Raw genomic sequence first — 19,404 nt, 5'->3', positions numbered from 1 at the left:
GTTTCCAGCAATCGTTTTTGTTTGGTTGTAAGATACCGACATGTCGAAGTGTCGTTTTTTACTGACAGGATTTGTGTGCACGCGCATATTTGCACCGTGGTTGAAATTTTGCACAAAGCTCTGCCCGACGATTTAAGGGCAACAAACCCGTTGCCCGGCATGCGCCCTCTGGCAGATGACCAGTGGCTGCGCGTCGATGATGCCTATCCAGCGCAGATGTCATATCGGCGTAAACTGCTGCGCAGACGTCGCGATGAGGTCCTGTGGCAAAGCGATGTGGCCCTTGAGGCCATTGCAGAACTCTCAGACAGGGTGTGTGAAAAATTGCCTTCTTTGGGGTTTAGCATCACATCAGGTGCTATTGTCTGTCCCGATGGCGAAGCGATTGAGCGTGACGCAGATGGCCCGCTCGCCGTATTGGGGCAGTCCATACAGGAGGACATCTGCATTCTGCAAAAAGACGGGGACGAGCATTTGCTGAGTGCCGCACTACTGTGTTTTCCGGCAAGCTGGACGCTCGCTGAGAAGGCAGGGCGGCCCTTGTCGGTCATTCACGCACCTGTGCAGGGCTACACCGTCGACATCGCGAAACGGGTCCAGCGAATGTTTAATGCTGTGCGCCCGGAGCAACCACTTTGGCGCAACAACATGCTGGGCTATACGGACCCTGACCTGTTTCAGCCGCGCGCGGAAAACGATCCGGCGCGGCAGGCTGACCCTGTTGATGTTGCCCCTTTCGTTCGCGCGGAAAGACAGTGCATTTTGCGGCTACCCAAAAGCGACGCGTTGGTTTTTACCATTCATAGTTATGTGGTTAGAGCTGAATAAAAGTGTTCCAAAATAAGGATCTAAGAGGTGTAATTAACACATGACATGAAAAAGGCGCCCCGAGAGGCGCCTTTGAAACGTTAGTTAATGCGAGGCAAATCGCCTCGGTTTGCTTTAGCAGCTATAGTACATACCGAATTCAACCGGGTGTGGCGTGTGCTCGTAGGTCTCGATCTCTTCCATTTTCAGTTCGATATACCCTTCGATCTGATCTTTGGTAAAGACGTCGCCCGCCAACAAGAAGTCCATGTCAGCCTGCAACTCTTCGACCGCTTCGCGCAGCGACCCGCAGACTGTCGGGATACCGGCCAGTTCTTCTGCAGGAAGGTCATAGAGGTTCTTGTCCATGGCTTCACCAGGGTCGATTTTATTCATGATGCCGTCAAGACCGGCCATCAGCAACGCGGCAAAGCACAGATATGGGTTCGCTGCAGGGTCCGGGAAACGCGCCTCGACCCGCTTGGCTTTTGGGTTCTCGGTCCACGGGATCCGCACGCAGCCTGACCGGTTACGCGCGGAATAGGCGCGCAAAACAGGGGCTTCAAAGCCAGGAATCAACCGCTTGTAGCTGTTCGTTGCGGGGTTGGTGAACGCGTTCAGCGCCTTGGCGTGTTTGAGGATACCACCAATGAAATAGAGCGCTTCCTGGCTGAGGTCCGCATATTTGTCGCCCGCAAAGAGAGGCTTGCCGTCTTTCCAGATCGACATGTTGCAGTGCATGCCTGTGCCGTTATCGCCGTAGATCGGCTTTGGCATGAAGGTCGCGGATTTACCGTAGGCGTGGGCTACGTTGTGGATCACGTATTTGTACTTTTGCAGCTCGTCCGCCTGCTTGGTCAGGCTGCCAAAGATCAGACCCAGTTCATGTTGGCAGGACGCAACTTCATGGTGGTGCTTGTCAACTTTCATGCCCAGACGTTTCATCGTCGACAGCATTTCAGAGCGCAAGTCCTGCGACTCGTCAATCGGGTTGACAGGGAAATAGCCGCCCTTGACGCCGGGGCGGTGGCCCATGTTCCCCATTTCGTAATCAGTATCTGTGTTCCATGACGCATCTACTGCATCAACTTCGTAGGATACCTTGTTGATTGAGTTGGAATATTTGACGTTGTCGAACAAAAAGAATTCGGCCTCTGGACCCCAGTAGGACACATCGCCAATACCGGAGGATTTCAAGAAAGCCTCGGCTTTCTGCGCGGTCGAACGCGGATCACGCTCATAGGGCTCGCCCGTGTCAGGCTCCACGATTGAGCAATGCAGGCAGACGGTCTTTTCCGCATAGAACGGGTCAATATACGCGCTTTCCACGTCCGGCATCAATTTCATATCGGAGTTTTCAATCGATTTCCAACCGGCAATGGAAGAGCCGTCAAACATGAAGCCTTCTTCGAGGAAGTCTTCGTCCACTTCGTCTGCAATCACTGTGACGTGCTGCAGTTTGCCGCGTGGGTCGGTAAAGCGGATGTCGACGTATTCGACGCCTTCATCTGCAATCATCTTGAGTAGTTCTTTGCTCATTCTCGGATATCCCTTTTTTCTGGAATGGTTGTTTGGGGCCGCTTCTGGCTCAGAGCGCGTCTGAGCCTGTTTCGCCGGTGCGGATGCGGATGGTTTGTTCAACGGGCGTCACAAAGATCTTTCCGTCGCCGATCTTTTCTGTCTTTGCGGCGGAAACGATTGCTTCAATGGCGCTCTCCACCATGTCATCGTCCAGAACAATCTCGATTTTGACCTTTGGAAGAAAATCGACAACGTATTCGGCGCCGCGATATAATTCGGTGTGGCCCTTCTGGCGACCGAACCCTTTGACCTCGATGACGGACAGACCTTGTACGCCGACTTCTTGCAGCGCTTCTTTGACTTCGTCCAATTTGAACGGTTTAATGACTGCCTCGATCTTTTTCATTGGGGGCCTCCCTTATCGGTTTCCAGAAAGTCTCAGATCATCTTGATATAAGACGGTCCATGCATAGACCTGATTAGGCCAAGAAAGCATGCAAGAATCCACCAATGCCGCCCAACATTTTGGCTCTGTGCATAATAAATAGGCGAAACTGAATCTTTTGGAGGTTTTCCATGCCCGATATCCTTACGGCTTCACAAATGCGCGCCTTGGAGACCGCTGCATTCAACTCGGGCGCTGTGACTGGTCTGGAGTTGATGGAGCGGGCCGGTCAAAGCGTGATTGACGCGCTGTTTTCCAGTAAAGCTGAGCTTGCGACAGGTGAACATCGCGCCGTTATTCTGTGTGGTCCCGGTAACAATGGCGGCGATGGATTCGTGATCGCACGTTTGCTGTTTGTGCTGGGCTGGCAGGTGCGTGTCTACCTCTATGCCGATCCGGAAAAGATGCCGCGGGATGCCCACGCGAACCATGACAGTTGGGTTGATCTGGTCCCCGAATGCACGCAGCGCATTTCTTTTCCGTCCGTCTTGCCCGCCGAAGCGGAGCGCTTTGGAGACGAAGCTTTTGGGAATGGCGAGGTGGATGTCATCGTGGATGCGCTGTTTGGCATTGGCCTGAACAGACCGCTGAGCGGGTTGCATCCCATCCTTGCGACCTGTCATGCAAACAGGCATGAGGCATATTTCGTGGCTGTTGATGTCCCCTCGGGTCTGGGGGAGAACGGCCCGCTTGAGGCTGCTGATTGGTCTGTATTTCCAGCAGACCTCACAGTTACCTTTCACAGACCCAAACAAGCGCATCAAAATGGTCTGTCATTTTGCGGCAAGATCATGGTCCAATACATTGGCCTTTGATCCGTATTTCTATATTCTTGTGACGGAGTTCGGGACATGTGATGGCCATCAGTATTTTGAATAGATCCAATCTGCCGCTTGATTTACTGCAGAAAAAACAAGGGCATAAGTTCGATCATGGACATGCGCTGGTTCTTTCCGGTGGCGTCGGCAGAACCGGAGCTGCAAGGCTTGCGGCCATGGCCGCTTTGCGGATCGGAGCAGGGGTGGTGAGCATTGGCACACCGCCAGCAGCGATTTCCGAAGTCGCGGCACATATTTCTGCCTTGATGGTCAGAAAAATCAAAACGCCGCATGATTTGGAAATAGCTCTGTCGGACAAGCGGATATCGGCGCTCTGTGTTGGGCCGGGGTTTGGAACTTCGCCCGCCCAAATCGGCCTGATTGAGGAAATTCTGGCGGCAAAGCGTGCAACAGTGCTTGACGCTGATGCAATCACTTTGCTCGCTATGAACCGGGAGCTGTGCACTCTTTTACATCCAGCTTGCGTTTTGACGCCCCACGCGGGAGAGTTTGCCCGGCTGTTCCCGGACACATCCGCTGAAGCCTTCGCTGCGTCTATCGACAAGCGCGCCGAGGTGACGATCAATGCCGCACATGACATGGGCTGTATTGTGATTGCAAAAGGTGAAGACACGCTGGTCGCGGATCATAACGGGCATGTGTACTTGCATCAGGCCACCGGCGCGCGCGCGGCCCCCTGGCTGGCGACGGCGGGGTCTGGGGATGTATTGGCAGGCTTCATTACCGGCCTGATGGCGCGGGGTTTTACGCCCTTGGAAGCCGCGAAAGTCGCGGTCTGGTTACATGTGGAATGTGCAATCACATTCGGCCCTGGATTGATTGCAGAGGATTTGCCAGCGGTCTTGCCCAAGGTTTTACGAAAACTGCTCGTTTAAGTCAGCGCGTTCTCATACGCCATTATATCCGCAGTGCCCAATTCCATGCCATCCGCGTAAAGAACCTGTGGCGCGGCACAGAACACACTATAGAGGGTCAGGGTCTGCAACCCGATGTCTCTGACATATTCCCCATCAACCAACCTGTCGATCTTGACCATTGTTTCCTCGGCACCTGCAAAAGCATGGGCGCGCCAATCCCTTAATAAAACCGTCTGCGAGGCGGGCAGGAGGCTGTCCAGATCGGGTTGATGATGGCCCAGTGATCCGGCGACAATATAGACAGCTGGAACAACCATGCTCCTTTGTTCAATGAGGTGCACAGGCACTGCGCCATTGCCTCGGGTGATGACATGATCGCCGGGACGAAGGTGTTCGACCCTGCGCGCGCCTTTCATTGTCAAAATGCGCGCGCCGTGCACGAACCCGGGCTTTTCCCACAGCGAAAGCGGTCTTTCCAACCCTGATACCAAGGCAGCAGCGGGGCGATTGTCCTGTTCAGATCGATCGACCGTTTTATGCGTCATTGATGCACCCTTTGAGAATTCCATGGCCGCAATATCTCTAAAATTTGATACTAAAGCTTTAACGCCGACTTTGTATTTTCGGTCTCGCCACTCGCCCTGAGGTTTGCTAGTAGGTCGCGAAGACTTGCGAAAGCGGTCTCGTGCGGGTGTGGCGGAATTGGTAGACGCACCAGATTTAGGTTCTGGCGCCTATGGCGTGGGGGTTCGAGTCCCTTCACCCGCACCATTTTATCTCCAGACATTTTTGAACGGACCAAAGCGCAAGTGTTTGCGTAATGTTTTCTGGCGTTGAGACAACCAAAAAGGCCACCGGTTAGATGGCCTTTTGTGGGACCCATGATGTGGGTCGATAAACCGCCTGTTACCTCGCGGAGGCAAGGCGTGGTTTTACGTTATCGCACCCCAATAGTTTGGGCGCGTGGGCTTCCTGGTCGACCACGCGCATCTTACGAGCTACGCATGCCCAATAATGTCCCGGTGATTGTTGGATGTAACATTTCGCTCTGCGCGGGTTATTGTTGCGCCATAAAACCTCACTCAACAAACCGACCGACAGTTCCCCATCATGTTGGTATCAGGCCCCACAAAGAGCCTTTGTGTCAGAACGGGATTTCATCGTCCAGATCACGCGACGGTGCCGGGCTTGGCGTGTTGCTTGCGCCGCCGCCGTAACTATCGCCGCCCCGGTCGTCGTAACCCATGCGGTCCGCACCGCCGCCGCCACCGCCGCCGGAACTACCGCCGCCGCCATCACGACTGTCAAGCATCGTGAGAGTAGAGGTATAAGGCCTAAGAACGACTTCCGTGGAATATTTGTCCTGTCCGGATTGATCCTGCCATTTGCGCGTTTCGAGTTGCCCCTCGACGTAGATCTTTGAACCTTTGCGCAGATATTGTTCTGCGACACGCACCAGAGGTTCGGAAAAAATTGCTACCGAATGCCATTCTGTGCGTTCTTTCCGCTCGCCGGTATTTTTGTCCTTCCACGTCTCGGAGGTGGCAATCCGCAGGTTGCAGACTTTGCCTCCATTCTGAAAACTGCGCACTTCCGGATCGCGTCCCAGATTACCGATGAGGATTACTTTGTTCACAGAGCCGGCCATGATGCCCCCTTTTTTGCTCGTTATTATGGCTCTGCGCTGACCGGTGGTTTTCCGAATCTTAACGCAGAAAAATTTTGTAAAATCATAATTGTTTCGCGCGGGTTAAACCATGGTAAACGGTTGGATGAAACGGCCCAATATCAATGAACCCGTAAGGACTGGCAAAAGAAAGATAATTTGATATGTTCTGCGCAATTGGAAGAAGGTTGAGTAGCCACTTATGCTGAAATCTGTTTTGGTTTCGTCCGCGATCTTCATTTTTGTCGTGCAAGTGGCTCAGGCGCAGACTGTTTCCACAAAAAACCGCAGTAAGCTCTTTGACTCGCAAACCAGTGTGCTGGATAGCCGTGCGGCGGGGCAGTACAAAAACTCCGTGCGATTACAGCCACCCTCGGTCATCACGCCGAGCAAGTGGAACCTGCCGCAGTATACCGGCGCTTATCGGGGCGAATTTCTGGAAATGGCGCGCTCAGCGGCACGCAAACACCGCATTCCGGAGGATCTGTTTTTGCGGCTTGTCCAACAGGAATCCGGCTGGAACCCGACGGCCAAATCACACAAGGGCGCGCTGGGTCTGGCGCAGCTGATGCCTGCAACTGCGCGATCACTGCGTGTTGATCCGCTGGTGCCGCAGGAAAATCTGGAAGGGGGCGCGCGGTATCTTCGTCAACAGTTTGATCGTTTCAAATCATGGCGTCTCGCGCTGGCCGCGTATAATGCGGGCCCTAATGCCGTAAAACGCCACGGCGGCATTCCGCCTTATAAAGAAACACAGAATTACGTCAGGATTATCACAGGCGGTTGATTGTTGCGTCGCGCGCTTATTCTGCGGCAACGCCGACTTCGATTACGGGCTCCATGCTGGCAAGCTGTGCGTCACTCAGATGACATTTGAGCTGGTGGTTGCCGGGCAAAGTGCGAACGGGAGGCACCTCTTGTTCACACAGACCACCGGGCACTTGTGATTTCCAGCCACAGCGCGTCTGGAACGGGCAGCCCGAGGGTGGGTTCATCGCCGAGGGGATATCGCCTTCCAGCACGATGTGCTTTTTCTTGACGCTGGTGTCCGCAATCGGCACCGCAGAAAGCAGCGCTTCGGTATAGGGGTGGTAGGGGGGTGAGAAGACCTGATCGGTGGTGCCAAGCTCAACAACATGGCCCAGATACATGACCATCACCCGGTCGCTGAGGTAGCGCACGATGGACAAATCGTGGCTGATGAACAGCAGCGTGGTTTTATGCTCGCGCTGGATTTCCATCAGCAGATCAGTCACCGCCGCCTGCACTGACACATCGAGGGCAGACACCGGCTCATCTGCCACCACAATACGCGCGTCACCGGCAAAGGCACGGGCAATCCCCACGCGCTGCTTTTGTCCGCCCGACAATTGGCGGGGCATCCGGTTGGCGAACTCGCGTGGCAATTTCACCAGATCGAGCAGCTTGAGCATCCGTTCTGTCCGGTCGCGTTCGTTTTCCCCGATGCCGAAGATTTCTAGCGCGCGGATGATCTGGCGCCCGATCGTCATGGACGGGTTGAGCGTATCAAACGGGTTTTGAAATACCATCTGAATGTCGGCGACGGTTTGTGTATCGCGTTCTTCGATGGGGACGTCGTGGATGGGTTTGTTCCCTAGGGTGATTGACCCTTCGGTTGCAGTCTCAAGCCCCATCAGCACCTTGGCAAAGGTGGATTTGCCACAGCCGGATTCGCCAACAATGGCCAGCGTCTCGGACTCGCGTGCCTCAAAGGTCAGCGTTTCATTGGCTTTGACGACCTTTTTGTCGCCGCCGCCAAAGATCGCATTGGCGGCAACCTCATAGTATTTCTTGAGGTTGTCTATCTTCAGGACAACATCGCCGATCTCGCCCTTGGTCTTGACCTCGGCCAGTTCCAGCGGCGCATCCCAGTCGATTTCTCTGAACTTCAGGCAGCGTGTGGCATGGCGGTCATGGCCTTCCACCTCTTCCATTAGCAGCGTTCCCTGATCACAGCGACCCTGTTCGAAATAATCGCAGCGCGGGCCAAAGTTGCAGCCATTGGGCCGTTCATGGGGCAGGGGGAAGTTGCCGGGGATTGCCACAAGCGGGCGCGCGTTTTTATCTGCCCCCGGCAGCGGGATAGACCGGAACAGGGCCTGCGTATAAGGGTGCTGCATCCGGTCAAAGACGTCTTCGATTGAGCCGCGTTCGACCGCCTCACCGGAATACATGACGCAGATGCGGTCGCAGGTTTCCAGCACCAACCCGAGGTTGTGGCTGATGAACAGCATCGAGGTGCCGTATTTGCGCCCCAGATCCTTGACCAAGGCGACGATGGCCGCCTCGACAGTCACATCCAGCGCTGTGGTCGGCTCATCAAGGATCAACAACGACGGCTCTGACATCAATGCCATGGCGATCACGATGCGTTGTTGCTGCCCACCCGAAAGCTGGTGCGGATAGGAATTCAATATCCGCTTCGGGTCCGGCAGCTTTACGTCGGTCACAACCTGCAAAGCACGATCAAACGCATCCTTTTCCGAGGCGCCCTGATGGATCATCGGTACCTCCATCAACTGCCTGCCGATCTTCATCGCCGGGTTCAGAGAGGCCATCGGTTCCTGATAGATCATTGCGATTTCTGAGCCGCGAATGCCGCGCAACTCTTCATCGTTCATCTCTCCAAGGTCGCGGCCTTTGAACTTGATGGAGCCACCGACGACGCGGCCATTCTTGCCCAAATCCTGCATGACCCCCAAGGCCACAGTGGATTTACCGCAGCCGGATTCACCCACAAGGCCCACGGCCTCGCCGGGTTGCACATGCACGGAAAAATCCATGACAGCCGGGATTTCCCGCAACCGCGTGAAAAACGATATGGATAGCTTGTCTATCTCTAGAATTGGACCGCTGTAGTCAGGCTTTGGCATTTTGGTCTCCTTGTTGGAGTGAACCTTAAAGTGCGGCTCATCGTCTTTTATTCGGGGCGGGGGGCGCACCCCCCGCAACCGCTCATCAATCGCGCAAGCTTTCCTCGCGCAGGCCATCCGCCAGCAGGTTCAGGCCCAGCACGAGGGTCAGCAGTGCAACCGCAGGTGCAATTGCCGCATGCGGGTAAAGCGCCAGCAAGCGGCGCCCTGCGTTGATCGTGCTGCCCCAATCCGGGCTTTCCGACGCAAGACCAAGACCAAAGAACCCTAATGTGCCGAGCAAAATGGTCGTGTAGCCAATGCGCAGGCAGAAATCGACGATCAGAGGACCCCGTGCGTTGGGCAGGATTTCCCATAGCATGATGTACCACGGGCCTTCACCGCGCGTCTGTGCGGCAGCAACGTAGTCGCGTGTCTTGATGTCCATCGCAAGGCCGCGCACGATCCGAAAGACGGTGGGCGAGTTCACAAAGACGACCGAGACAAAGACCACGAGAATACCCGCGTCGATGTCAAACAGATCGAGAAACGCCGGTAGCCCGGGTATCGAATAGGTCGGTGTGGCAACGACGGCGCCATCCGAAGACACCAGTGACAGATACAACCACCCCAAAAGCCCCAACACGCCAATCAGCAGCGGCGTTCTGATCTTCGGCTGCGTGTAGTACCGCGAGTTGAGCAGAATACACACAAAGACCAGTGGAAAGATGAACAGGAACAGCGCCATGTAGTTGGGGATTCCTGTCAGGACTATCTCTGGCGTCACCAGAAGGTAGAACAGCAGGATCACCGGAAAGGCGAGGATCAGGTTCGCCAGAAACGACAACACCGTGTCCAGACGGCCACCATAGTAGCCTGCGGGCAGACCCAGCGTGATCCCGACCATAAAGGCGAATAGCGTGGCAATAGGGGCGATCTGCACCACGATCCACGCGCCCTTGATGATCCGGCTAAAGACATCGCGCGCAAGGTTGTCGCCGCCCAGCAGGAAATAGGCATATTCGCCATCCTCCGCGCCACGCATGGGTGTTCCGGGGATTTTGTTCTTCATCCCGGAAACCTGATCAAGCGGATTATGCGTGACCAGCAAATCGAAGGGGCCGCCAAAGACGCCGACGAAAACCCAGAACATGACAAGTGCGAAACCGATCATGCCAATCGTGCTGTCAAACAGTTTGCCATAAAGGCCAAGCCTGCGTTTATACACGATCGAAATAGTAAAAAGGGAAATCAGCGAGACCCAAACCGGCATAAGCTGAATGACCATGCGGACAATAATACTGCCCCAGGAAAGTTCTTCCATGACCAGCCCCCCTTAAGTGATGCGAATGCGTGGATTGAGGTAAACGTAGCCGATATCGGATATCAACTGCGTGACCAGAACCACGAAAACAGAAACAACAGAAACGGCGAGCAGTAATTCGATGTCGTTGTTAGACGCCGCCTGCACCAGCAACCACCCAAACCCCTTGTAGTTGAACAAGGTCTCGACGATGACGACCCCGTTCAGCAGCCATGGAAATTGCAGCATGATCACCGTGAAGGGCGCGATCAACGCGTTGCGCAGCGCGTGTTTGAGCACGATGTCAGAGAATTTTACCCCCTTGAGCCGTGCGGTTCGGATGTATTGTGCCGTCATGACTTCCGTCATCGAAGCCCGCGTCATCCGCGCGATGTAGCCCATGCCGTATAAGGAAATAGTGACGACCGGCAGGGTGAAATTTTCAAACGTGGCATTTTCCATCGCAGAAGTGGCCGAGCCTTTGAACCATTTCAGCCCAAAGGCGGAAGAGGCGAAAACGGCAATGAAGATGACCCCCGAGACATATTCCGGTGTCGCTGTCGAGGCGATTGAAAAGGTAGAGAGGGATCGATCAAGTTTTGATCCTTCGCGCATCCCCGCCAGAACCCCCACAATCAGCGCCATGGGCACCATCACCAGCATGACCGCAAACATCAGTTTGCCTGTCAGCGCCAGCCTCGTGGCGACAATGCTGCCCACCTCATCCTTGAACACCGTTGAGGAACCCCAGTCCCCCTGCAGCACCCCACAGAAACTCGGGCGTTCGGCTTCGGGCGTGTCCGCGGCAAAGCAGCGCCCGGTGATCATGCCGTCTTCTTCGTGGGTCCAACCGGGCAGAACGCCCAGCCACTGACCGAATTTGACGGGCAGGGGCTGAAGGTAGCCGTTCTTGTCGAGATAGCTTGTCACAGCCTCGTCCGACATCCGGAAATTGCCTTGTGTCTTCGCCAGTTTTTCGAGGTTCGGATAGAGATTTGTCAGCCAGAACACGATGAAGGTGAGGCAGAGTGCCGTCAGCAACATCACGCCCAACCGTCTGAGTATGAATAGTCCCATTAATACCCCTGTTGTCAGGATGTGGCGCGTGGGCCGCACCGGTTTTCAAGCAATTTTTTGCCTGTTTTTATATTTACTCGTGCATGAGGCATGAGTTTGGGGGGCGCGTCAATGGAAGCCAGCGCCCAAAAATGGTAAATTTGCGACATATCTCGCGTCGTAAATGAGACAGGTGGTTTGAAGCCCATTGCTCAGAAGTGAAACAGGTTCAGGCGGCGTCTTTGGGTTTTGTGGCGGTGCGCCGCAGGGCGGAGGGCGTTGACCGGGTGTGATGCACCATGAAGCGTGTGAAATACGCGGCGCTGCCAAACCCGAGAAAACGGGCGATATCCTGCGCTGGAACAGAAGTATTCGTCAGCAACTGGCGCGCCTCATATAAAATGCGGTCGGTCAGAAGTTCTGCAGCCGTTCTGCCGGTTGCAGCCTTGCATGCACGCGTGAGGTGGGTTGGCGTCACCTGCAACGCTTCCGCGTGATCTGCCATCGTCATCGGCTGATGGAAGTGTTGCGTGATGCGGGACGCGTAAGCCGAAGTCAGGCGTGCGGCTGCATTCGGACGCGGTGCGATATGTTCTTCAAGCGCAAGTTGGCGTTGCAGCCAGATTGAGATCAGGGTGCCATGCGCACTGAGTGCGGCCTCCATCAGGGGGCGGGCAGTTTGCTGTTCCCGCGCTGCACTTTCGATCAGCGCAGTCAACTCTCCCATTGCGCTGCCATCCCGAATGCGCAGTTGCGACGGTGTTTGCGGAAAATCCAGTGTCGAGCCATCGGGCAGGATCACAACCTGACCGACCGCTTGTCTGCCAAGGTCAAGCGCGAAAAGGTGCCGTGCCGGGACCAGAATGGCGTTATGCGCGCCAATCCCCCGCCGCTGACCATCCAGCAGCAATCGACCTTGTCCGCGTGTAACCCAGATAAGCAGCTGCTCAGGCCGATCGTGCGGCAGTGAAAGCCGCCACTCATGCCCAGCCGAAAGCTGTGATAAGGTTTGGATTCTCAGATCAGCAATCATTCCTGATTTTCGCGCAAGAGTTGAAAAGTGTCAATTGAGCGGCCAGTTTTTCCCAAGCAAACCGCGCCTCGGTTCTTTTTTTGAAAGTGACAGAGCGTGTTTCAGGGCACATAAGCGGACCATTGCCGCATTTTTGAGCGAAACCAGGTGCGCTGTCGTTTGGCGTATTGACGTGTTGCTGTGATGGCGGCTGTTCGCGCTTCATCCAGCGAAAGCTGGCCGTTTAGATGTGCGATCAACTCCGGTGCGCCAATGGCCCGGTGCGCGGGCAGCGTGGGATCATAATCCGGCAGGACGCGGCGCGCCTCGTCCAATGCGCCCGCCGCCAGCATCAGATCAAAGCGGCGTTCGATGCGCGCGTTCAACACCTCTTTGTCCACATCGAAAACGATGGGTTGCGCTGCTGTGAGCGTCAGGGCGGGAGGGCCGGTTTCTTCCTGCCATGCGCCTAATCCGCGCCCGGTTGCGGTCATGACTTCCCACGCGCGTTGCACCCGCGCCCGGTTCGCACTGTCGATCCTATTTCTAGTTTGATCACCCAACGCGGCCAGCATCTCGGACAATTCCAGACGATCCCCACGCGCCCGAATGTCTGGCGGCGTCGGCGGAATATCAGCCAAGCCCTGCGTCAGCACCGCGAAATACAACCCCGTGCCCCCTACGATGATGGGACGCGCACCGCCGGACAGGTAAGAGGTTACATCGCGCAACCAATGTCCCGCGGAATAACGCACCATGGCATCCAGATGGCCATATAACGCGTGAGGGTTCTTGCGTTCCTCTTCGCGCGACGGACGCGCTGTCAAAACCCGCCAGCACGCATAGACCTGACTGGCATCCGCATTCACGATCACCCCCCCTTGTTCGGCGGCAATCCGCAAGGCCAGCGCGGATTTGCCGGAGGCTGTCGGTCCGGCAATCAGCACGGGTTTGTCTGGCACCAACCGGTCCATCACGGTTTGATGGTTCAAAACGAGGCGTTCGTTCATTTTTTACGCGCCCTTGAAAGCTCGGTGCATTGCAGTTCCCGCGTTTTTGGGACATTTTGCGCACAAAGACAAATCACCAATCAGGAGCCGCCCATGACAACGCCCGAACCTCAGGCCGCCTTTAAGCGCGTTATGCTTAAAATCTCGGGGGAAGCGTTGATGGGGGATCAAGGATTTGGGCTACATCCGCCCACTGTCGAACGTATTGCGCGCGAGGTGCAGTCTGTCCACGCGCTGGGTGTCGAGATCTGCATGGTGATCGGGGGTGGCAATATCTTTCGCGGACTGCAAGGTTCGGCGCAGGGGATGGAGCGGACAACCGCCGATTACATGGGGATGCTCGCAACAGTGATGAACGCGCTGGCGATGCAGTCTTCACTTGAGGGACTGGGTATTCACACGCGGGTCATTTCAGCCATCACGATGAACGAGGTCGCTGAGCCCTACATCCGCCGCCGCGCCGTGCGCCACCTTGAGAAAAAACGTGTCTGCATCTTTGCGGCGGGCACCGGGAACCCCTATTTCACGACGGACACGGCAGCCACGTTGCGCGCCAACGAGATGTCGTGTGAGGCCATTTTCAAGGGCACCAAGGTGGATGGGGTCTATGACAAGGACCCTGCAAAGTTTGCCGATGCCAAACGCTATGACACCGTCTCCTATGATGATGTTCTGGCAAAACGACTGGGTGTAATGGATGCCTCTGCCATCGCGCTGGCGCGGGACAACAACCTGCCGATCATCGTATTCTCGTTGGATGAACCGGGCGGTTTTCGCGGTATTCTGGCGGGCGAGGGCACCTACACGCGGGTACAGGACTAGCCGGGCCCGCGCTTCAATCCCGGTTGACAGCAGCGCTGTACACTTAGCACCCGAGCAGATTATAACTCCCCAAAAGTACGAAAGGGCAGTGACCGATGTCAGAAGACTTCATGCTGGACACAGACGATATCGAGCGCCGGATGGATGGTGCGATATCATCTTTGAAGACGGAATTCGCATCCTTGCGGACCGGGCGGGCTTCCGCCTCGATGCTGGAGCCGGTGATGGTGGATGCCTATGGCCAGCGCACTCCGATCAATCAGGTGGGCACCGTCAACGTGCCGGAACCGCGCATGGTCACCATCAACGTCTGGGATAAGGGGCTGGTCGGGAAAGTCGAAAAGGCAATCCGTGAAAGCGGTCTTGGCATAAACCCGCAGTTGAATGGCACGATCATCATGTTGCCAATCCCTGAGTTGAATGAAGAGCGCCGCCGCGAATTAAGCAAAGTTGCCGGGCAATACGCCGAACATGCGCGTGTTTCCATTCGCAATATACGTCGTGACGGTATGGACCAGATCAAGAAAGCCAAAGCGGATGGCATGTCCGAAGACGATCAGAAAATCTGGGAAGGCGAGGTCCAAGAGATCACAGATCGCTACATAAAAGGCATCGACGAACAACTGGCCTCGAAGCAGTCGGAAATCATGCAAGTCTGAGGGGCGATGGTAAATACATGCCGCAGAATGTATAAAGATGCGGCCTTTCATTCCGAAACGTGGCCTGTTTGTGGCGGCGTTAAAGGCGATTTTAACGATTTTCAGTAGTCATGGCGACAGAAGTTGTGTCACAAGAGGGCACAGAAGTAAGATAAACGGAGCGCGGTGGCCTGAGGGCATACGTGTTCGGAGGAATTAGTCATCGAGCCCGAAAGACAGCCCGAACTCAATCAGGTCCCCGGATGCCCGCGACATGTTGCGATAATAATGGATGGAAATGGCAGGTGGGCCACGCAACGTGGGCGCCCACGTCTTTTCGGCCATCATGCGGGCGCGCGACGCGTGCGCGAAATTGTTGAAGCGTGCCCCTCCGTTGGCGTGAAATACCTCACGATATTTGCCTTTTCGACCGAAAACTGGAAGCGGACGCAGGCGGAAGTGGCCGGGCTGATGAGCCTGTTCAAGCGCTACATCATGCGTGAGACCCGCGAGCTGAATACCTATGGCGTCAGGGTACGTTTCATCGGTGATCGCACCCGGCTTGACAGCACACTTGCACGGCTCATGACCGAGCTGGAAAACGCGACGGCCGGAAACACGAATATGCATCTGACCATCGCGATCAATTACGGCGGGCGTGACGAGGTTGCGCGCGCAACCAAAAGACTGGCGCAGGATGTGGCCAACGGCATACTCAAACCGCAGGATGTGGATGAGGAAACGCTGCCAAAGTATCTTGATACCTATGTCCTGCCGGACCCGGATCTTGTGATCCGCACAAGCGGAGAAGCCCGGATATCCAATTTCCTGCTATGGCAGTCGGCTTATTCGGAGTACGAATTTATCGACACGCTCTGGCCGGACTTTACGCGCAATGAATTCGAAGAAGTCTGTGCGGCCTACGGCGGGCGTGAGCGGCGCTATGGCGGCGCGAAGGCATAGCCTGTCATGAAGGCGAAGACCGAAAAATGGGCTGATCTGGCAGTCCGCCTCACCTCAAGTGCCGCGATGGTTCTTGTTGGTCTGTGGGGGATCTGGATGGGTGGACATGTGTTCCACGCGCTGGTCGCCCTGATTTGTGGCCTGATGATCTGGGAACTGGTGCGTATGTTGCAGCCCCAGAACAGGAGCCTTGCTGTTCAGCTCGGGCTTCTGGGCGGCGCGGTGGCTGGGGCATCGATTTATCTGCCGGTGGGGTTCGCGCTGCCGATCCTGATTGCGCCTGCGCTGGTTGGTTTTGGACAGCTGACGCAAAACCGTGCGCTCTATATGGTGTTTACCGTATTGGTTCTCTTGGCGGGCTTTGGCATGATGTCGGTCCGGGATGATCTGGGCTTTGGCTGGATGCTGTGGCTTGTACTGGTGGTTGTTGCCACGGATGTCGTCGGGTATTTTGCTGGACGGATGATTGGCGGACCGAAATTCTGGCCGCGGGTCAGTCCCAAGAAAACATGGGCGGGTACCGCTTTTGGATGGGTCGGGGCTGCTGCGGTCGGTGGGTACTTTGTTGCCACAACAGGTGCCGGGGCCCAATTGATCGGGGTATCTGTTGCCGTCTCCATGGCCAGCCAGATGGGCGACATCGCGGAAAGCGCCATAAAGCGGCGCGTCGGCATCAAGGACAGTTCCAGCCTGATCCCCGGTCATGGCGGACTGCTTGACCGGTTCGATGGGATGCTGGGGGCAGCGGTTTTCCTTTTGATCATTGGACCGTTCATTGGCTTCCCGCCGGGACTTGGGTGACAAGGTCATGCGCAGCGTCAGTATATTTGGGGCAACGGGGTCGATTGGGCAAAACACGATTGACCTGATCGCGCGGGATCCTGAGGCGTATGATGTCGTGGCACTAACCGGTGCGCGCAATATCAAGCAACTGGCCCATGATGCCCGGCGTCTCAAGGCGGATATCGCGGTCACGGCGCATGAAGAGCTGCTGCCTGATTTGCGCGCGGCGCTTGATGGCTCGGGCGTGGAGGCCGCTGCAGGGGCCAAAGCGCTGGATGAAGCGGCGGGTCGGCCCGCCGATTGGGTGATGTCCGCGATTGTGGGGGCCGCCGGATTGGCGCCGGGCCTCAGGGCGCTGGAACAAGGCGCGACGCTCGCGCTGGCCAATAAGGAGTCGCTGGTCTGTGCCGGGGCGTTGATGCTGAAAATGGCGCAGGCGAACAAGGCGCGGCTCTTGCCGGTGGACAGCGAACATTCGGCTGTTTTTCAAGCATTGACCGGTGAAGATATCGCCTCGGTCGAACGCATTATCATCACGGCAAGTGGCGGGGCATTTCGCGATTGGCCCATCGAAAAGCTGGCGAGCGCCACGCTGGCTGAGGCGTCGAGCCACCCGAACTGGGACATGGGACAGCGGATCACCATCGATTCCGCATCCATGTTTAACAAAGCCATGGAGCTTATTGAAACAAAAGAATTCTTTGGCGTTGAATCTTCAAGTATCGAGGCGCTGGTGCATCCTGAATCGCTCATCCACGCCATGGTGGGGTTTCGCGATGGCGCCTTGATGGCCCATGTCGGGCCGCATGATATGCGCCACGCGATTGGTTTTGCCCTGCATTGGCCCATGCGCAAAGAATTGCCGGTCGAACGCCTTGATCTGGCCGCGATCGGGCAATTGACCTTTCGTGCGCCCTGCGAACAGCGATGGCCCGCGTTGCGCCTTGCCCGCGAGGTGATGGAAACGGGCGGCATGGCGGGCGCGATTTTCAACGCGTCAAAAGAGATCGCGCTCGACGGATTTATTGATGGACGCCTGCGATTTACAGAGATGGCAGGCATTGTTGAGGACGTCCTGACCAAGCTAACAGGCGAATCCGATCACATTAACGCCACCATGACCCTTGATAACGTCGCGCAGATAGACCATCTCGCCCGTATAGAAGCACAGGCATCTATCAATAAGAGAGCAGGCTGAATTTGGATATTATGACCTTGATCCCGCAGTTCGGCGGGTTGATCTGGACGGTTGCGGCTTTCATTCTGGCCTTGTCGGTCATCGTGGCGATCCATGAGTATGGCCATTACATCGTCGGGCGCTGGTCCGGCATCCACGCGGATGTGTTTTCCATCGGGTTCGGGCCTGTGCTTTTTGCACGCACGGACAAGCGGGGCACCCGGTGGCAGATAGCAGCACTTCCTTTCGGCGGCTACGTTAAATTCGCGGGCGATGCTGACGCGGCATCCGGTAAGGACGACGCGGCAATGGCTGAGGTTGAACATGACCCCGTGCGCCTTCGTGCGACAATGCATGGCGCTCCTCTGTGGGCGCGCACGGCGACCGTGGCGGCGGGCCCGGTCTTTAATTTCGCGTTGTCTATCCTCATCTTTGCGGCAGTGTTGCTGACCAGCGGTGTTGCGCGTGATCCGTTGACGGTCGGCGAAATGAGGCCGTTGCCTGTTGAAGCGGTCGGCCTGCAATCGGGCGATGAAATTCTCGGGATAAATGGCATTGATATGCCCAGTACCGAAGACCGAGATGCCTACCGCGCCTTTATTGAAGCTCTGCCGTTTGAGCCGGTGCTGACCTATGACGTTCTGCGGGACGGGCGCACTGTCACGGTCGATGGTCCTTATATGCTGCCGCCTCTGGTCAATTCACTGACACCTCAAAGTGCTGCGATGCGCGCAGGCATGGCGCAGGGGGATGTGATCAGCGCTATCAATGGCACTCCGATCTATGCCTTTGACGAGCTGAAAAATGCTGTTGAAGGCGGAGAGGGCGCAACGCTGGACCTGACCGTCTGGCGTGCGGGTGAGACGTTGGAAATGTCCATGACACCCAAACGTGTTGATGAGCCACAAAATGACGGGGGCTTTGCAACTCAGTGGCGGATCGGCATTGCCGGGGGCCTGGCTTTTGAACCCGCTACACAGCGGCCCGGTATTTTTGAAGCCGTTTCGGGCGGCGTGAGCCAGACGTGGCGCATCATCAACGGCTCGCTGTCTGGTTTGGGCCATATGATCACCGGCGCGATCAGTACATGCAACCTGAGCGGGCCCATTGGGATCGCGCAGACTTCCGGGGCGATGGCCAGCCAAGGAGCCGAGAGTTTCATCTGGTTCATTGCCGTGCTGAGCACTGCCGTGGGGCTGCTGAACCTTTTTCCTGTGCCTGCACTGGATGGGGGGCACCTTGTGTTTTACGCCTATGAAGCGGTGGCGGGCAAACCGCCCAGTGACAAGGCCCTGCGCGTGCTGATGACCTTTGGGCTGGCAACGGTGCTTACGTTAATGCTCTTTGCGCTTGGCAATGATCTCTTCTGTCCTTGAGTTGAAAGAAGTTGGCGGGCGGCCCTATTCGTGCCTGAATTGATCAAATTCATGCCACATTCCGCTGCTATACAAGTCTCACGAAACAAGTGAGGACGTCCTATGCAGAGCCTACAACGTGGATATCGCGGGCTGAGCCTGCTGTGTGATTTAAACTGGGATCGGGTGCTGTATGTGTCGACAGTGACGTTGTCGCTGGGCATTGGTGCTTGGCTGACCACATTGATCGCCTAGAGGCGCGCAGGCGGCCGGTTGC

At 56.2% G+C, this 19,404-nt stretch carries 20 protein-coding genes and 1 tRNA gene; 12 read left to right on the top strand and 9 right to left on the bottom strand.

The window, feature by feature from the left end; genetic code table 11:
* The first annotated feature begins 75 nt into the window (after positions 1-75).
* Positions 76-828 (top strand): heme-dependent oxidative N-demethylase family protein, encoded by a 753-nt coding sequence (locus RLO149_RS09655; protein WP_013961898.1) that lies wholly within the window; start codon positions 76-78, stop codon positions 826-828.
* A 114-nt stretch (positions 829-942) separates the two neighbouring features.
* Here the strand turns inward: RLO149_RS09655 and glnA are convergent, their stop codons facing one another.
* Positions 943-2,346, bottom strand: coding sequence for a type I glutamate--ammonia ligase (glnA, locus tag RLO149_RS09650; RefSeq protein ID WP_013961897.1), 1,404 nt, complete (start codon positions 2,344-2,346; stop codon positions 943-945).
* A gap of 49 nt (positions 2,347-2,395) precedes the next feature.
* Positions 2,396-2,734 (bottom strand): P-II family nitrogen regulator, encoded by a 339-nt coding sequence (locus tag RLO149_RS09645; protein ID WP_011568744.1) that lies wholly within the window; start codon positions 2,732-2,734, stop codon positions 2,396-2,398.
* A 170-nt stretch (positions 2,735-2,904) separates the two neighbouring features.
* On the opposite strand from RLO149_RS09645, the gene RLO149_RS09640 reads away from it, so the two are divergent.
* Together RLO149_RS09640 and RLO149_RS09635 are read left to right on the top strand one after the other, a co-directional pair.
* Entirely contained in the window at positions 2,905-3,588 is a 684-nt protein-coding gene (locus RLO149_RS09640; protein WP_013961896.1) for an NAD(P)H-hydrate epimerase, read from the top strand.
* Positions 3,589-3,629: 41 nt separating this feature from the next.
* Positions 3,630-4,487 (top strand): NAD(P)H-hydrate dehydratase, encoded by an 858-nt coding sequence (locus RLO149_RS09635; RefSeq protein ID WP_013961895.1) that lies wholly within the window; start codon positions 3,630-3,632, stop codon positions 4,485-4,487.
* On the opposite strand, the gene RLO149_RS09630 is transcribed toward RLO149_RS09635, so the two are convergent.
* The gene (locus tag RLO149_RS09630; protein ID WP_013961894.1) at positions 4,484-5,014 is read right to left on the bottom strand and encodes a Hint domain-containing protein; all 531 of its coding nucleotides are present in this window, start codon (positions 5,012-5,014) and stop codon (positions 4,484-4,486) included. The genes RLO149_RS09635 and RLO149_RS09630 overlap by 4 nt on opposite strands.
* A gap of 142 nt (positions 5,015-5,156) precedes the next feature.
* On the opposite strand from RLO149_RS09630, the gene RLO149_RS09625 reads away from it, so the two are divergent.
* Positions 5,157-5,240, top strand: a tRNA-Leu gene (locus RLO149_RS09625).
* A 373-nt stretch (positions 5,241-5,613) separates the two neighbouring features.
* Here RLO149_RS09625 and ssb read toward each other — a convergent pair.
* A complete protein-coding gene (gene ssb / locus RLO149_RS09620; RefSeq protein WP_013961893.1) occupies positions 5,614-6,117 on the bottom strand; it encodes a single-stranded DNA-binding protein in 504 nt (167 codons plus the stop codon).
* Positions 6,118-6,337: 220 nt separating this feature from the next.
* On the opposite strand from ssb, the gene RLO149_RS09615 reads away from it, so the two are divergent.
* Positions 6,338-6,922, top strand: a complete 585-nt coding sequence (locus tag RLO149_RS09615) for a lytic transglycosylase domain-containing protein (protein WP_013961891.1) — start codon at positions 6,338-6,340, stop codon at positions 6,920-6,922.
* Between the two features lie 16 nt (positions 6,923-6,938).
* Here the strand turns inward: RLO149_RS09615 and RLO149_RS09610 are convergent, their stop codons facing one another.
* The 5 genes from RLO149_RS09610 to miaA form a co-directional block, all read right to left on the bottom strand.
* The gene (locus RLO149_RS09610) at positions 6,939-9,029 is read right to left on the bottom strand and encodes a dipeptide ABC transporter ATP-binding protein (RefSeq protein WP_013961890.1); all 2,091 of its coding nucleotides are present in this window, start codon (positions 9,027-9,029) and stop codon (positions 6,939-6,941) included.
* An 85-nt stretch (positions 9,030-9,114) separates the two neighbouring features.
* Positions 9,115-10,332, bottom strand: a complete 1,218-nt coding sequence (locus tag RLO149_RS09605) for an ABC transporter permease (RefSeq protein WP_013961889.1) — start codon at positions 10,330-10,332, stop codon at positions 9,115-9,117.
* Between the two features lie 12 nt (positions 10,333-10,344).
* Positions 10,345-11,388, bottom strand: coding sequence for an ABC transporter permease (locus RLO149_RS09600; protein ID WP_013961888.1), 1,044 nt, complete (start codon positions 11,386-11,388; stop codon positions 10,345-10,347).
* Positions 11,389-11,596: 208 nt separating this feature from the next.
* A complete protein-coding gene (locus RLO149_RS09595) occupies positions 11,597-12,277 on the bottom strand; it encodes a helix-turn-helix transcriptional regulator (protein WP_245538156.1) in 681 nt (226 codons plus the stop codon).
* A 224-nt stretch (positions 12,278-12,501) separates the two neighbouring features.
* Positions 12,502-13,389, bottom strand: coding sequence for a tRNA (adenosine(37)-N6)-dimethylallyltransferase MiaA (miaA, locus tag RLO149_RS09590; RefSeq protein WP_013961886.1), 888 nt, complete (start codon positions 13,387-13,389; stop codon positions 12,502-12,504).
* A 93-nt stretch (positions 13,390-13,482) separates the two neighbouring features.
* Between miaA and pyrH the strand changes: the two genes are divergently transcribed.
* The 7 genes from pyrH (at position 13,483) to RLO149_RS24360 (ending at position 19,382) form a co-directional block, all read left to right on the top strand.
* Positions 13,483-14,211 carry a UMP kinase gene (gene pyrH / locus RLO149_RS09585; protein WP_013961885.1) on the top strand — a complete coding sequence of 243 codons (729 nt, stop codon included), beginning with the start codon at positions 13,483-13,485 and terminating at the stop codon, positions 14,209-14,211.
* Positions 14,212-14,306: 95 nt separating this feature from the next.
* Positions 14,307-14,870 carry a ribosome recycling factor gene (gene frr / locus RLO149_RS09580; protein WP_013961884.1) on the top strand — a complete coding sequence of 188 codons (564 nt, stop codon included), beginning with the start codon at positions 14,307-14,309 and terminating at the stop codon, positions 14,868-14,870.
* A 201-nt stretch (positions 14,871-15,071) separates the two neighbouring features.
* Positions 15,072-15,812 carry an undecaprenyl pyrophosphate synthase gene (locus RLO149_RS09575; protein WP_083825450.1) on the top strand — a complete coding sequence of 247 codons (741 nt, stop codon included), beginning with the start codon at positions 15,072-15,074 and terminating at the stop codon, positions 15,810-15,812.
* 6 nt (positions 15,813-15,818) lie between these two features.
* Positions 15,819-16,613, top strand: coding sequence for a phosphatidate cytidylyltransferase (locus RLO149_RS09570; RefSeq protein WP_044025286.1), 795 nt, complete (start codon positions 15,819-15,821; stop codon positions 16,611-16,613).
* 7 nt (positions 16,614-16,620) lie between these two features.
* Entirely contained in the window at positions 16,621-17,793 is a 1,173-nt protein-coding gene (dxr, locus tag RLO149_RS09565; RefSeq protein ID WP_013961881.1) for a 1-deoxy-D-xylulose-5-phosphate reductoisomerase, read from the top strand.
* Positions 17,794-17,804: 11 nt separating this feature from the next.
* Complete coding sequence (gene rseP, locus RLO149_RS09560) at positions 17,805-19,148, top strand: RIP metalloprotease RseP (RefSeq protein ID WP_013961880.1); 1,344 nt, start codon at positions 17,805-17,807, stop codon at positions 19,146-19,148.
* 102 nt (positions 19,149-19,250) lie between these two features.
* Entirely contained in the window at positions 19,251-19,382 is a 132-nt protein-coding gene (locus tag RLO149_RS24360; protein WP_259650453.1) for a hypothetical protein, read from the top strand.
* Positions 19,383-19,404 lie beyond the last annotated feature (22 nt).

It is taken from the genome of Roseobacter litoralis Och 149, assembly GCF_000154785.2.
Classification (GTDB): domain Bacteria; phylum Pseudomonadota; class Alphaproteobacteria; order Rhodobacterales; family Rhodobacteraceae; genus Roseobacter; species Roseobacter litoralis.
This window is presented reverse-complemented; position numbering and strand designations above follow the sequence as displayed.

Bases quoted from the DNA above. Each gene is read 5' to 3' on its own strand.
- glnA (WP_013961897.1), bottom strand. From the start codon at position 2,346: ATGAGCAAAGAACTACTCAAGATGATTGCAGATGAAGGCGTCGAATAC.
- RLO149_RS09645 (WP_011568744.1), bottom strand. From the start codon at position 2,734: ATGAAAAAGATCGAGGCAGTCATTAAACCGTTCAAATTGGACGAAGTC.
- RLO149_RS09640 (WP_013961896.1), top strand. From the start codon at position 2,905: ATGCCCGATATCCTTACGGCTTCACAAATGCGCGCCTTGGAGACCGCT.
- RLO149_RS09635 (WP_013961895.1), top strand. From the start codon at position 3,630: ATGGCCATCAGTATTTTGAATAGATCCAATCTGCCGCTTGATTTACTG.
- RLO149_RS09630 (WP_013961894.1), bottom strand. From the start codon at position 5,014: ATGACGCATAAAACGGTCGATCGATCTGAACAGGACAATCGCCCCGCT.
- ssb (WP_013961893.1), bottom strand. From the start codon at position 6,117: ATGGCCGGCTCTGTGAACAAAGTAATCCTCATCGGTAATCTGGGACGC.
- RLO149_RS09615 (WP_013961891.1), top strand. From the start codon at position 6,338: ATGCTGAAATCTGTTTTGGTTTCGTCCGCGATCTTCATTTTTGTCGTG.
- RLO149_RS09610 (WP_013961890.1), bottom strand. From the start codon at position 9,029: ATGCCAAAGCCTGACTACAGCGGTCCAATTCTAGAGATAGACAAGCTA.
- RLO149_RS09605 (WP_013961889.1), bottom strand. From the start codon at position 10,332: ATGGAAGAACTTTCCTGGGGCAGTATTATTGTCCGCATGGTCATTCAG.
- RLO149_RS09600 (WP_013961888.1), bottom strand. From the start codon at position 11,388: ATGGGACTATTCATACTCAGACGGTTGGGCGTGATGTTGCTGACGGCA.
- miaA (WP_013961886.1), bottom strand. From the start codon at position 13,389: ATGAACGAACGCCTCGTTTTGAACCATCAAACCGTGATGGACCGGTTG.
- pyrH (WP_013961885.1), top strand. From the start codon at position 13,483: ATGACAACGCCCGAACCTCAGGCCGCCTTTAAGCGCGTTATGCTTAAA.
- frr (WP_013961884.1), top strand. From the start codon at position 14,307: ATGTCAGAAGACTTCATGCTGGACACAGACGATATCGAGCGCCGGATG.
- RLO149_RS09570 (WP_044025286.1), top strand. From the start codon at position 15,819: ATGAAGGCGAAGACCGAAAAATGGGCTGATCTGGCAGTCCGCCTCACC.
- dxr (WP_013961881.1), top strand. From the start codon at position 16,621: ATGCGCAGCGTCAGTATATTTGGGGCAACGGGGTCGATTGGGCAAAAC.
- rseP (WP_013961880.1), top strand. From the start codon at position 17,805: ATGACCTTGATCCCGCAGTTCGGCGGGTTGATCTGGACGGTTGCGGCT.
- RLO149_RS24360 (WP_259650453.1), top strand. From the start codon at position 19,251: ATGCAGAGCCTACAACGTGGATATCGCGGGCTGAGCCTGCTGTGTGAT.